The 13,820-nt window shown below is 57.1% G+C and carries 13 protein-coding genes; 1 reads left to right on the forward strand and 12 read right to left on the reverse strand.

Annotation, left to right across the window (positions count from 1 at the left end; translation table 11 throughout):
- The 10 genes from BN2476_RS44040 to nodB all read right to left on the reverse strand — a co-directional run.
- On the reverse strand, positions 1-577 hold a 577-nt coding region (locus BN2476_RS44040; protein WP_235851254.1), incomplete at its 3' end, for a TolC family protein.
- A 316-nt stretch (positions 578-893) separates the two neighbouring features.
- On the reverse strand, positions 894-1,493 hold the full coding sequence (gene cysC / locus BN2476_RS44045; protein ID WP_087740370.1) for an adenylyl-sulfate kinase: 600 nt from the start codon (positions 1,491-1,493) through the stop codon (positions 894-896).
- A 204-nt stretch (positions 1,494-1,697) separates the two neighbouring features.
- A complete protein-coding gene (nodU, locus tag BN2476_RS44050) occupies positions 1,698-3,416 on the reverse strand; it encodes a nodulation protein NodU (RefSeq protein ID WP_087740371.1) in 1,719 nt (572 codons plus the stop codon).
- Between the two features lie 12 nt (positions 3,417-3,428).
- Positions 3,429-4,058, reverse strand: coding sequence for a nodulation methyltransferase NodS (gene nodS / locus BN2476_RS44055; protein WP_087740372.1), 630 nt, complete (start codon positions 4,056-4,058; stop codon positions 3,429-3,431).
- A 90-nt stretch (positions 4,059-4,148) separates the two neighbouring features.
- Positions 4,149-4,739 (reverse strand): NodA family N-acyltransferase, encoded by a 591-nt coding sequence (locus BN2476_RS44060; RefSeq protein WP_087740373.1) that lies wholly within the window; start codon positions 4,737-4,739, stop codon positions 4,149-4,151.
- Positions 4,740-4,926: 187 nt separating this feature from the next.
- A complete protein-coding gene (locus tag BN2476_RS44065; RefSeq protein ID WP_087740374.1) occupies positions 4,927-5,712 on the reverse strand; it encodes a sulfotransferase in 786 nt (261 codons plus the stop codon).
- 93 nt (positions 5,713-5,805) lie between these two features.
- Positions 5,806-6,597 (reverse strand): ABC transporter permease, encoded by a 792-nt coding sequence (locus BN2476_RS44070; RefSeq protein WP_087740375.1) that lies wholly within the window; start codon positions 6,595-6,597, stop codon positions 5,806-5,808.
- Complete coding sequence (nodI, locus tag BN2476_RS44075) at positions 6,598-7,512, reverse strand: nodulation factor ABC transporter ATP-binding protein NodI (protein ID WP_087740376.1); 915 nt, start codon at positions 7,510-7,512, stop codon at positions 6,598-6,600.
- 70 nt (positions 7,513-7,582) lie between these two features.
- Positions 7,583-8,920 carry a chitooligosaccharide synthase NodC gene (nodC, locus tag BN2476_RS44080; protein ID WP_087740377.1) on the reverse strand — a complete coding sequence of 446 codons (1,338 nt, stop codon included), beginning with the start codon at positions 8,918-8,920 and terminating at the stop codon, positions 7,583-7,585.
- 448 nt (positions 8,921-9,368) lie between these two features.
- Complete coding sequence (nodB, locus tag BN2476_RS44085; protein WP_087740378.1) at positions 9,369-10,085, reverse strand: chitooligosaccharide deacetylase NodB; 717 nt, start codon at positions 10,083-10,085, stop codon at positions 9,369-9,371.
- A 225-nt stretch (positions 10,086-10,310) separates the two neighbouring features.
- On the opposite strand from nodB, the gene BN2476_RS44090 reads away from it, so the two are divergent.
- Positions 10,311-11,219 (forward strand): LysR family transcriptional regulator, encoded by a 909-nt coding sequence (locus tag BN2476_RS44090; protein ID WP_087740379.1) that lies wholly within the window; start codon positions 10,311-10,313, stop codon positions 11,217-11,219.
- Positions 11,220-11,279: 60 nt separating this feature from the next.
- Here the strand turns inward: BN2476_RS44090 and BN2476_RS44095 are convergent, their stop codons facing one another.
- Entirely contained in the window at positions 11,280-12,293 is a 1,014-nt protein-coding gene (locus BN2476_RS44095; RefSeq protein ID WP_227746896.1) for an ATP-grasp domain-containing protein, read from the reverse strand.
- A gap of 287 nt (positions 12,294-12,580) precedes the next feature.
- Positions 12,581-13,816: an ATP-grasp domain-containing protein gene (locus BN2476_RS44100; protein ID WP_087740393.1), complete on the reverse strand. Its 1,236-nt coding sequence runs from the start codon at positions 13,814-13,816 to the stop codon at positions 12,581-12,583.
- Positions 13,817-13,820: the final 4 nt, after the last annotated feature.

The raw sequence follows: 13,820 nt of genomic DNA on the forward strand, positions 1-13,820 counted from the left end.
GCAGCGAGGCTTCCTTGACGGCCGCCGTCACGATGTTCGCCGATAAGGCGAGATACGCAGCTTGCAACTGAAAGCCCTCGTAATCGACCTGCGAGCGCAGCGATTCGAGTTCGCGCCTTGCGCCGCCGAACACATCGAGGTTGTACGATACGTTTACCGATGCGTTGTACAGATTCAATATTCTATGTAGGCTAGGCTGACCGAACGTGACGCCATTGAATTTCTCGCGTGTTGCATTGGCCTTTGCATCGACGGACGGATACAGCGTCGTGCCCATTTGCGCGCGTAGATTCTCGCCGGCCTGTCTGAGCGCCGCTTGCGCCGCGGCGACGTTGGGACTGTTGGCGAGCGCTTCGCGGATCAGCGCGTCGAGCGGCTCGCAATGAAAGAGCGTCCACCACTGCGCGGGGATGTCCTCGCCGGCCACGAACTGTTGCGTAACGCCCGATGTGCCCGGCGACGACGCCGTTTGACCGGGCAGCGGCGTGGGCGTGTAGGTGTCGGCGGCGGGCGGCGCGGGCGTTTGGTAATCGGGGCCGACCACGCAACCCGACAGCGAACAAAACTGTGGAAGCATGACTGTAATCAGTGCGGCGCGCGCGCAAACGTGATGCGCTATGCGGCGCCGAAATGCGCCACTAAACGGCCGATGCAAACGGCTGCGACCAACTGCGGTTGACGTCATCGAACACCTATCCACCTTAGTTTGCGTGAGCGGCGTGTTATCAAAATTGCGGATGCAGAACTTACCTGTCCCCCGCTGCTCCGGTCTACCTGTGAGGAGGCCAATGTAAGGCATGAATGATTTGGAGCGAGATTTGGCTCGCTTCCGTAGCGGAACTTCAGGCGCGCGGATCTGATATCAACAGGTTACGAACATCCGCCTCGCATGGTCAATGCCTGTCAAGCCAGTTCAACACAATTTCGACGCCCTCATTAATGGACAGCAAACAAGTGTCGATGAAGACGTCTGGTGCCGTCGGCTGTTCATATGGCGAGTCGACGCCGGTGAAATGCTGGATTGCGCCACGTCTCGCGAGCCGATACAGCCCTTTGGGATCGCGAGCCTCGGCTACTGCCAAAGATGCGTGGACATGAATTTCAGCAAAGCTATGCTTCCCTGCGATGGACTTGGCGAGTTCTCGGTCGGAGCGGAAGGGTGAGATGAGGCACACCAGCACCACGATGCCGGCGTCAGCCATCAATTTTGCAACTTCCGAAACGCGCCGTACGTTTTCGTGTCGATCCTCATCGCTAAAGCCGAGGTCCTTGCAAAGACCGAGCCTGACGGAGTCGCCATCGAGAGTGTAGGTGAGGCGGCCGGACGCATGAAGACGTGCCTCAACCCTGTCGGCGATAGCCGATTTTCCGGACCCGGATAGACCGGTGAACCACAGAATGGCGGGCGTTTGTCGTAGCAACCGTCGTCTCGACTCAGGATCAATGCGAAAGTCGTGTGCGTAAAGATGTGAAGTCGATGCCTCGTTCGTCATACACGCCTACGTAAGCGGGTTGGGATGGTTGCTGGAATTCGGGTACGCGCGCTCAAGCATTGCGGCAGCGTGACGGCAGTTTTGCGTGGAAGATCAGGAAATAGACATCCACGGATCTCCCGTCGACGCGGCAGGTTGCCGCCTATCAGTCAAGGCCGCAGCGCAGCGAATCGGAATATTCCGAGCGGTGCAGTCGTCTCCCACTCATACTGGTGCATAGCACGCGGGTTCGTCGGTTGACGATGGCAGGCCGGTCCCGCATGCCTTGCTCAATAGAAGACCGTCGCACCATACATGTTCGACGCGTCCCCATTTACATGCTGAAGCAGCGTCCGGGAAGAAGCCTCGCCCGTGATGATTGGCGCTGGTGTTGCAGAGCAATGGAAGACTTGTGAGCTTTTCGTATTCGATCAGCAGTTGGGCTACCGGATGCCCGGAAGTTCTTGCGATAGTCTGCAATCGAGCCGACCCGTCGAGGTGCACAACGGCAGGAATCTTGTCCTGCCATTCCGCGCGCGTCTGATGATCGAACAGCATGTAGGGGTCTGGAGTGCCGGGGCAAAATACGGCAGGAGCACGGTCTTCGAGACAGATTGGTGCCACCGGACGGAAATGCTCGCGATGCTTGATGTCGTTGAGAATAGCCTTCATTGCGGGCGAAGTCGCAGCGGCCAGGATGCTTCTGGCACCCAATGCCCGAGGCCCCAGCTCGGCGCGGCCGGCAAGAAAAACGACGGGTTCATTATCCGCGAGTATCCGGGCGAGTTCCGCGATGGAACAAGGAGACGCCGTCCATCCGGCCGGCACGTCGCCAGTTTTCACGGCTGGTCCGCTATAGACCGACCATTCCAACGGTACGAAGCCTTTGTCCGCTGCCATCGCGCAACAAGCGGCGCCAATCGCCGATCCACTATCGTTCGGAAAGGGCGGGACCCAGATTGCGTCGAACAAGCCACTCGCACGTAATGCGCTATTCCATTTGATGTTGAGTGCGCATCCGCCAGAGATACACAAATTTCGCGGCCCCGGAATCGAATGGCGCTGGAGCGCTATTCCCATTTCGTGAACGAGAAGACGCTCAAGGAATGCATGAAAGGAGGCGAGTACATCTTCGTGAGGCTTGGTCTCTAGTTGTGGCAGGCTTGCTTCGAAGAAGTCGCGTACAGCTGCGAGCGATGTTTCCGGAATATGGACATTTTCGCGGTAGTTTCGCGCAAGTTCCGTATCGCCGGCAAAGCGTTCCTGGTAAAGCCGACGAAACTCAGCGACGATGTCTTCATCGGGGGACCCGAGCGCGATATATGCCATAAGCTTGCCGGCCACGCCCAGATCCCACTCCGCGCCGCCCGACTTCTTATAGGGCCCAAAATGATGACCCGCCGCAGCGTATATTTGGCCGATGACCGGAAACAGGCAGTCAACGAGGCGCGCTCCGTGGCGTTGTACGTGGTACAGCCTCGGCACCATTCCACCATCCCAGACCAGGCAGAACGCGGGCTGCTCGCTTCGCGCGAACGGGCTGGTGCAGTACGCGGAGGCAACATGGCCTGACACATGAGGATAGCTCTTATACGGACGTGACTCTCCACCGACTAGCAGCCCGGTGCCGTCGACCGAAGCAAGAAGATGGTCCGCTTTGCGTTCGGTATAGGGAGCGCCATTTAGGCTGACCAGCGTGGAGCCACTGACCATCCGAAACTGTGACTCCACTTCGCCGTCCCAGCCGTCGACAACAAACTGGTCTATATCTTCGACACGCAAGCCGCCTTCGCTCAATGCGGCCGCAACTGCGTCCAGGTTCTCGATTTCCTGATATCGCGGGTTGTTTTCCCGCTTCTCCTGTTCGATGCAAAAAACCAGTTTTCCATCCTCGACAACGGCGATTGCCCCGTCGTGTGTCAGCTTGAGGCCACAAATGCGCATAGTATCCCCTACTCAAACAGGGTAATTGGGTTGAGGTGAAAGGAAAGCCGGGTTCCGGAAGCGCGCGAGCAGACAATCTTCATTGGGCGACTCACCGACGCACTCCACGCGCTCGACTTCGGTCAGTTCTTCTTTCAGAATTTCCAAGACCGTTTCCGCACCAGCAAGGTGCCCCCATCGCCGGCAACTGGCGTCACGCGCCGACCCGAATATCAACCGGCCAGCAGGTACAAGCATCCGTCCCAGATTGCGGATAGCGGCGCGCACCTCCGCGATGTTGCTGAGGTAATAAAGAACTTCCGCCACTACGATCAGATCGAACTTGTCGTGGATCGAAAAATGCTGCACGTCTGAAACAATCCAGACCGTGTTCGGTGGCGCCTTCAGACGTTCGCGTGTTTTCGCGATCGCTTGTGGCATGACGTCGATGATGGTGAGCCGTTGGCAGTGAGGTGCCAATCTTTCCGTAAACGCTCCTCCCGCGCATCCGACTTCTAACGCGTTGGAGACAGATCCGTCGACGAGTGACATTCGAAGCATTTGCTCATGGCGTTGGAATTCGAAGGGATTACTGTCGAGTTGCCACGGGTCGTCCGCGTCCAATTCTCGACGCAGTAATTCGAAATTCGTTACATTTCTCAATTTGGTCTACCTTACTAGTAGTCCGCTACAACGTCGTTGTACGACGCGCCATGCGGGACGCGTCGCTTTCCGGACAGAACCCGGCGTGCGTCACAGCTCGGGTCCGTTGCGCTCGATGGCGGCGCCGTCCGGCCACTCGCTCAGCGGGCTGGCGATCGGCAAAATCACAGCGAGCACGTCTTCAATGCGCGTAGGAGGTAAGTCAAGGTGAACGTTTGGGAGCGTTGATCGCACGCGCACCCCATGCAAGATCGTCCCCATTCCATTCCGGAACAATCTGGAAAAGTGATTCTTTAAGGCGTGCCGGACTGTGCCAAACGCGAATGGGACGCGGAGCTCTTGCAGCACTGGATACATCGCGCGGATTGAATGACCGATTCCGAATCCTTCGAGATCCGGACGCACCCCATACAGTCCCAATTCGGCTACAAGCACATCGACCGAGCCTACCTTGATGAAACGACGGAGCGATCCCATGTGAGCTGCAACACCTTTCGAATCGTAGGCAATGGCGCGGAGTTCGGGCCGCGCACCGGCCCAACTTCGACCACCCTCGAACGGCTTTGCGTTGAAAGCCCCGGTAGGCCCATACGTCGTTCGGAAGAACCGGGCCAATTCAACGTGATCGGAGAGATCCAGCTCATTTTCCCAGCACAATCTCCACTGCACTTTTGAGGACATGCACAGTCACCTCATTTTGACGCGTTCATCGCCTGCTGCGCGAGCGGCCAGACATACCGAATGGTGCGCATCAGCTTTTTATGGCTATAAGGGAACGCATGGATTAATCAAACCGATCATTCGTTAGCTGAACAGCTCGCGCCTAGAGACACGACGATATCTGTAAGATGATCTATCAAAAGGTGGTTTATACCGTCGCGTTATTTGCAGGGGGTGGCGAAGATCCGATCTTCCCAGCTTCAAAGAAGCTCTCGTACCGCCCGCCTGTGAAGTGACGCTTCAACTCCTCAAAATTTAGTATCGTTTGTTCCAGTGGCCGCACTTCCTGACGCTGAAGGACTGTGCTGCCAGAGCATGGACGCGCTGAAATTTCGAGGAAAGCCCAAACTGCATGTAGGCATGAAGCGGGATTGTCCAGCAGACTTTCATACTCGACGGTAAGAATGTTCGTTGGCGCGAATGAGTCCATCACCAGTCGGTGGAAATCGTCAGCAGCTTTGAGATAGTCCTCGCAGTCTTGAATTTTCAAGGTTACTTGAGGAGGCGGACCGGAGTCGTTGCCTGCGCCAAACTTTAACCATTGACCACTTTGCCTTGCCTGCACCAAGGATCGTAGTGATTCCAACGTATTTCTGCGAATCATAAGCATCACCTTGAGGCGTGGCCATCTGGCCAACTCGTCAAAGAACTCCAGACGTTCCTGAAACTGAGGTTGGTTGATCTTGCAACCGACGTGTGTGACCGCTTTCTTTCCGGCTCTGGCGGGGTAGTGCAGATAGGCGAGCTCGAGAAGTTCGTGATCACTAAGTAGCAGGCGCTTGCGATTGTGCCAGATCGCGTCGTAAGGATTGAGCAACTCGCCATTGCTTGATACGTTCGGATGCTCATTCAGCAATTCTTCAAGGTAATGTGTGCCCGTCCTGGGCATCCCGAGGATCACAAATGGCTCAATTGTCGGCATGGAGTGGGTCATGGCGTATCTTTAACAGAATCGAAAGCGATGGTTCGAAAGCTGCTTCCTGCGTAGTTCGTTACAAGGATCCTGATCGGTTTGCAATCATCTGCGTCAAGATAAGAGACGTCGGCGAAACAGTGCTGCCGACAGAAAGAATGGCAGTACTGTGTAGACGCAAAGCGCAGTCACATGCAGACCGATTCCGGCGGGTGGGCGTGCAAGCATCGCCGGGCGGATGAGTTCAACGGAATGTGTGAGCGGCAAAAATCGCGCAAGCTGTCGAAAGGCGCTTGGAAGATGGGCGACCGGGAAGACGACACCGCTCAGAAAGAGCATGGGCGTCAGAACAAGTGTTTGATAGAAGATAAAGTAATCGTAACTTGGCGCGATCGCGATGAGCACCATCGCAATACTCGCGAAGGCGAGGCCAGTTAGGATAACGACGGGAATGACATAAAGAATACTTTGAAACGCCGCATAGCCGAGCGTCGCGGCAACCATCGTAACAGCCGTGCCGGCCAAAAGGGCTTTTGTTGCTGCCCAAGCCAACTCACCGAGAACGACGTCGCCGATCGTGAGTTGGGTACACAGGACTGCTTCCCACATGCGCTGAATGTGCATGCGAGCGAAAGTCGCATAAATCGTTTCGAACGTCGCAGAAGTCATTGCGCTTGTCGCGACCATTCCAGCTGCCAAAAAGGCTACGTAAGAAGTGCCTTCGATGCGGCCTATCATTATTCCTACGCCGAAACCTAATCCGAACAGATACATCATCGGATCCGCAAGGTTCCCGATAAGCGAAACAAGTGCAGTTTTTCTCCACGCCAGATAATTTCGGCGCCATACCATGCGCCAGTTCCAAGTGTTGGTGGGCATAGCCATCACGAATACTTCACGCATCATTTAGTCCTTCATATCTCGTCCAGTCAATCGCAGAAACACGTCTTCCAGGTTTGCGGGGCGTTGCAGAACGCGCAGACCGGTTCGCTTGCACAACTGCATGCGCACTTGTTCCAGATCGGCTGCATAGCAAAACAGCGTCTCGCCGCTCACCTCCGTGCGCTGCGCGTAGGGCTCGAGCAATGCTCGCAGTTCGTGCGAATCGCCGCCGTATATCTCCAGCACGTGGCTCCCAATTTGTTCTTGGATTAGCGCATGAGGGGCACCTTCCGCAATGCTGCGTCCTTTGTCAATCACGCAGAGTCGATCGCACAATCGCTCGGCCTCTTCCATGAAGTGAGTAGTTAGAAGAATTGTCTTCCCGCGTGCAAGCAGAGAGCGCAAGCGATCCCAGACGAGGCGGCGCGCATGCGGATCAAGACCGGTCGCGGGCTCGTCCATTACCAGCAGTTGTGGGTCGTTGATAAGCGCCCGGGCGATGGTTAACCGACGCTTCATGCCGCCGGATAATTCTGCGACGCGCGCGTGAGCCTTGCTCTCCAGGTGCGCGAATTCGAGCAGCGACGGAATCACCGCTTCAACCTCGCCGGCGCTCATGCCAAAGTAGCGCCCGAATATCTGCAGGTTCTCGCGCACCGTAAACCCGGGTTCAAGGTTGTCGAATTGCGGAACTACGCCGATACGCCGCCGTGCCAGGCGCGCGCGTACGGGCACGGGCTCTCCAAGAACAGTGATCGTACCTGCGTCAGGCGAGGCCATACCGAGGACCATGCGCGCGGTCGTGCTCTTGCCTGCGCCGTTGGGTCCCAGTAGGCCAAAGCACTCACCGTGCTCGACGCGAAATGAAAGTCCGTTAACGACTTGTTTGCCGTTATATGACTTTCTGACGCTAGTAAGCGTTATCGTTGCAGCAGCCATTGAATGAGAAGTCAAAATGTGGCTTCGTTAAAAGAAGATCCCGTTCCGCGCGCGAGATCTTACGCATCACTCACTGCGGACTACATTGTGTCGGACGTTCTGAATGACGTGCCTTGCACTGCCGGTCGCACTGAGCATCTGTACCCGTCGATGTAGCAGCGTCTGTTGTCGCGGCGTGTCCTGGCGGATCGACGTGTTCGCCACAGTCGTCGGCAGCCGAGCCTCGGGAAAGCCAGTTGCTGTTACTCAACGTACACAACGCGTAGGCTTTTACGGGAAGCAAGAACAAAAGGTTGATGAATGTGTGCGCGGAAAATCCGAGAAATCGAAGTTCGCGAGACCGAACTGCGGCCACGGAACAGCGGATCATAGTCATTGAGGCGATCAGGAAGCATGCCTGCCAAGGTGCCGAGGCCGTCAGAACGATCTGCAGGAACCCGGCAAGCATTGACACGGCAAGCAAAAACGACCCTACGTTTTGCCCGATCACGTCCAGCGTAAGGTAGCGATCGAGACGAGGCAGGAGGCGTAGCGCAAGCAGCGTGTCGCGATAAGTGCTGCGCGCCCAACGTAGTTGTTGACGCAGATATGGCCACAGCTTGTCTGGTACAACCGTAGCTGCGATCGCGTCTGGAACATACTCCGTTCGGTAACCAGCCGCCAGCATAAGAATTGTCAAATGGCGATCTTCGCCAAAGTCACTGCGTTTTCCGCGGAACATCTGAGTCTCGTACTGGTTCAGCAGCAAAAGAAGCGCGGAGCGCCGATAGATGGCACATGGACCGCAGCAGCACATAACGGCACCGAAACGGGCTTGAGCGGCACGCTCTTCGTTGCAGGCGAGCCAGTATTCCATATCGATTAGACGGGTCAACCATGTGGCGCTGCGATTGCTTGCCGTCAATTGACCCATGGCGGCCCCGATCGCCGTGTCGCTCATTGTTAGTACGAGTTTCTTCACGACGTCGGGCGCTAGGGTCGTATCTGAGTCGACGTTAAGTATCAGTTCCGCGGACGAAGAACGGATCGCAGCGATTTGTGCCTTGCGTTTTCCCACGTTCCGGGGAAGGAGAACAAAATTGAATCTTGGGTCGTGCTCGTACTCGCGGTACACCTTTCTCAACGCATCGCGGTTGGCTGAACCGTCATCGACCACGTGGACTTTGAAGGATCCGGCATACTCCTGAGTCGAGATGGAAGCGAGGCACGCCCGCAGCGTGTCCGGCTTTTCGTTGAAGCACGGCACAATAACATCGACGTCGGGCAGAGAGTTGGAGTCGGACGAGTTGCTTCTCACAGGCGGCCCGCTAGCCGGCAGGGCGTGCAAAACCTGCGCGCTTTTATAAATGGTCGAAAGCAATGCGTATAATAAAATAGAGGTCGTATTGATTGTGGCAGGGATGTTCATCGAGGTCAGTTTGCTAAGTGGTGTTAAGAAATGATCTGATTACAGGCCTGCCGTGATCCAGAGAAGGAACAGACGGAAAAATACCAAGAGATTTGCTTGCTAAGTTCCTGTCGGTAGTGGGCAACGGTGTCTCTCCAATCCGCCTACATATGTGGAGTCTCGCCACTTCTTGGCGAGTTCGCGGAATCTTGGCGTTCTCTCGTCGCTCGAATCCTCGGCCCAGCGCACAGCCATGATAGCGAGGTGGCCAATAACGCATCCATCGGCCGAAGCAGAAAGCTTGGTCAGTAATTCCTGTTTATTGCGTCAGGATTTCCTGACGCGCTCACCGTTGATTGTTCCGTGTCGAAGCCGTTCACGATTTAATGCGCCTGATTGGAGAAACCTCTTGTAATGAGGCGCACCGGCTCAATAGCTGGTGCTGGTTTTTCCAGTGGTGGTCATCGGTTCAGTTTGTCGGTCGACATTGCGGCAGTGAACTGATCACAAACTTGCGTTCCTTCAATGCTGGAATCAGGCGCGAAAGCGCCATAACGGTCTGCTCGCGCGATGTGGCGTCAGCATTCGGGTCCCACTCTCTAGGGGGGCTTCCATCGTGTAACAGAACAATCGAGCCTGGCCGGACGGACGCCAGCACAGCGTGGACAATCGCGTCGACACCGGGGCGAGACCAATCTCGCGGGTCTATCGACCAGTGAAGTGCCGTCAGCCCTGCCTTTGCCGATTCGGCAATTACTTCTTTCGTCCATATTCCGTACGGCGCACGCACATAACGCACCGCTGCGGCAGGGCACGTCCTCTTGATTATCGCGTTCGCTTCCAATATTTCAAGTCGTGTCTGTTCCGGTTCGCATTTTGATAGATCCCGATGCGTCATCGTGTGATTGGCGATCTCGTGACCTTCAACGATGATCCGTTCTATCAACTGTGGATGACTCGCCGCGTAAGCGCCAAGGACGCAGAACGTTGCCGGGACCCGGTGCCGCGCTAATACGTCAAGTATCTTTGGTGTCCAGATTAAATCTGGACCGTCGTCAAAAGTAAGGTAAACCTTACGAGGTTGGTGGTGTCGACCAAATTTGCACGACACTTCCGACAGGTAATCGAACCGCTTCACACTCGCGCCGTCCCGTTGTGGTATGTCATCCTTCATCTGATCAGCCATCGACTATTCATAGTGGTGTGCCGAAAATGTCCCGGTGGTGCGGCGAAATGCTGCGTATAACTCACAATGTGGGAGTTGACGGAAAAGATCGGTCAGTAATTCGAAGAGAAGCGTCATTCGACTTCTTGCGTCTTTCATCTCGGTTGTCGTGACTTTGCGGGACGGCAATTAATTTGTACAATCGATTGTTTCGATACGTCACATCCATAAAGCGGATACTTGAACATGCGCTTCAAAGGCCTCGATCTCAATCTTCTTGTTGCGCTGGATGCGCTGATGACGCAACGCAATCTGACGATCGCGGCGCAAAACATCAATCTGAGTCAACCTGCCATGAGTGCAGCCGTCGGGCGGTTACGAGACTATTTTCATGACGACCTGTTCGTGATGCGGGGCCGCGAGTTTGTCCCGACAGCTCGGGCGATGGAGCTTGCCGGTCCGGTTCGGGAGGCTCTGTCACACATCCAGCTTTCGATCATTTCGCGCGACGTATTCCAACCGGCCAAGTCGAATCGCTGCTTTAGGGTCTGCCTTTCCGATTTCATGACGCTTATCTATTTCCAGAAGGTCGTAAAACGCGTCGCGCGCGAAGCTCCCTCGGTGAGTTTCGAATTGCTTTTTCCTGACGACGACCCTGGTGAGTTGCTTCGGCGAGGTGACGCCGATTTTCTGATCCTGCCGGAGCTGTTGCTGGCGGATACCCATCCCAAAGCGCCGCTCTTTGAGGAAAAGCTCGTATGTGTCGGATGTCCGACGAACAAACAGTTGTCGCGGCGGCTCCCGTTGGAGAAGTACATGTCAATGGGACACGTGACAGTGAGGTTCGGGCGGGCGCGCAGGCCCTCGATCGAGGAGTTTTTCCTACTCGATCTCGGTCTCAAGAGGCGCGAAGAGGTTGTGGTACCGACCTTTGGTCTGGTTCCGTCCATGCTATCGCGTACCAACCGTATAGCAACGATCCCTTTGAGGCTGGCCAGGCATTTCGCGGAAGTGGTTCCCCTTCGGATCGTTCAGGTACCACTGCCCCTTGCCTCGTTCACTCAAACGATCCAATGGCCTGCGCTGCATAACGGTGACCCTGCAAGCATCTGGATGCGCGAGCTTCTATTACAGGAGGCGCAAAGCCTTGACTAGGCGTGCTCGGGGCCCCGCCCGCCGCCTGGGTACGGCGGGCGGAGACTAGTATCGATGGCCTCACGGCGAATGCGGGGCGGCCAGAGTCTCTTTTTCAAAGATCGCGAGCGTTGCGAGCTCCGCGAGTGTGAAGCGAAAATCGCGCAGCGTCGCGTGAATTGCCACGGCGATTTCGTGCTCCGATGCACCCCGGTAGCGAAAGCGCGCGAGGATCGTATCGTAGCCGCCGGCACCGTCGAAGAGATGATGTTGCTTTGGCAAGACGGTTTCGTAGAGCGCTGCGATTCCTTGCGGCAATTGCGCATCGACGAACACCTTGCCGATTGGCTCCGGCAGCATCAGGAATCCGCCGCGCGCACACGACGTCGATGCAGCGAACGCGGCTTGCGTTTGCGCGGTGAAACGTGCCTCGTCACCTGACTGCTGTGCGACCCACAAGGCGAACAGGTCAACGCCGTACAGATCGCGAAACAGGAAAGGAATCTCTCCCCCGCCCACGCGCGCACCGATCTCGAGGAAATACAGGCCGTCGCGACCTCGAATGATCTCAAGATGGAACGGTCCATTGACCAACGCGAGCGCGCGTAGGCTGGCATCTGCAAAGGTGAGCAGCGCATCATTCAGCGGTCCTGGATCAAGCATCACGGAGCCGAGCGGTTTGCCCTGCGCGAACTCGAGGCAAGTGTTGACATAGCGCGACGCGCGGGCGATCACAAATGCGCCGTCAAGAACGAAGCCATCAACGTGATAAATCGTTCCCTCGATGTACTCCTCGCATTCGTACCCAGCGATTGGTAGCGTCGGCCACAGCGCATCGAACTGCGCACGCGTGTCGACGCGCCGTACACCTACGCTTGCGGCACCGGTGCGTGGCTTCACGATGACCGGAAAACGCATCGCATTGATCTCCTCCGCATCGGGAAAGCCCAGATCTTCCAGCGCTGCGAAGCGCGGCACACGTAGGCCGGCTGCCGCGATGTCATACTTCATGACGGCCTTGTCGCGAAACCGCACGACTTGATCGGGCAGGTCACCAGGAATACTGAACGAATTGCGAAGCCGCGCGGCCGCCATAAGATCGAATTCGGACAGCGCGACGAGCCTGTCGATGCCGCCGAGCGTCGCGCCGCAGGCGCGCACGGCTGCATGCAGCGCATCTTCATCGAGGAAATCGGGTACGATGTGCGTGGTGCACGGCGCGCGCAGCGCTGCCGCACCGTTCGGCGTGCAGACGTATGCTACGTTGTGCACGGCATGGTCAATGTAGCGATGATAGGCGGCGAAGTCGTCGGACCAACGATTGAGCACGACGATGCGTCTAGCCTTGGAAGATGGGTCGATTGTCACGTTGGAAATTTTGTTCAGGTATCTTTATGGGCGTGCTCAAATCTGAGCGTGCTTAGCGCTTCGGCGAGTCGGAAGTCAAGCGTCGGGCGATCGGCGGCGGTAAACAGCACATGTCCGACGCGGCCGCGAAAATCCGTCAGTTGTGACACGGTACCGCCGATGTGCGAATGGATTTCGATCTCCTGGAAGCCGGGCATTGCGCGCACGCGTTCGACCGCGGCGGCACCGGCGAAGGGGCCCGATACAGGCGCGAAGAACCGCACACCGCTCACGCACGTTGCAACCTCTGTGTCGTAGCCGGGCGCTGGATTGGCATCGCCGAGATGGCTGCGTATCATCACTTCCGGCAACGAGATTGACTTGCTGAGTTCAACTAGGCGGTAGATGCGGTCCCCTCCGAGCCGTGCACCAATCTCGATGAGCACCGGACCGTCGCGCGTGATGCGTGCCTCCGCATGGAAAACACCGAGCGTGAGGCCGATTCGTCCTGCGACTTTTTTGACGTACGCGACCAGCGTTGCTCGGTGCTCCGGCATCAGCGCCGCTTCGACAATGTGCCCCATCTCGACGAAATACGGCTCGGCGCTCAGCAGCTTTTCGGTTACCGCGACTACGCGTGGTCCGCGCTGGTCGATGTAACCTTCGATGCTGTACTCCGGGCCATCGAGATATTGCTCAAGCAGCAACACCTTGCCAATCTCGCGGCCCATATCTACAACGCCGTGGCGCATTGCGCGCTCGACCGCGAGCTGCAGCTCGGCAAGCGAGTTGACGCGCGTCACGAGTTGGCTGCCGCAGCCGTCCACAGGCTTGAGAACGGCTGGGAAGCCGACCTGTGACGCAGCCGTCGCGATGTCGCGGGGATCTGCGATTTGGGCGAACCGAGGCACCGCCAGTCCCGCAGTTGCGAGGCGTGAGCGGCTGCGGTACTTGTCGCGCGTTAGCGCTGCCGCTTCAGGTGGCAGATGCGGGAGGCCGAGCCGGGCCGCCGCTTGCGCGGCTACGCCGACTGAGTATTCGAACCCGGGCACGATTGCGTCGACGCGCATGGCGCACGCGGCGGCGACGACCGCATCTGGCGAAGCAGTGTCCACCGCGGTGAACGATGCGGCGGCATTGCGCAGTGCAGGTGGCACGACGCGCTCGTCACGGTCGGCGGAGAACACATGCGCCGCGACCCCGAGGTGCGCAGCGGCGGCGATAAGCGCCGTGCCCGACGATGCCGGTTCAATCACGATGACGGCGGTCATGGGA

It is taken from the genome of Paraburkholderia piptadeniae (genome assembly GCF_900007165.1).
Classification (GTDB): Bacteria; Pseudomonadota; Gammaproteobacteria; order Burkholderiales; family Burkholderiaceae; genus Paraburkholderia; species Paraburkholderia piptadeniae.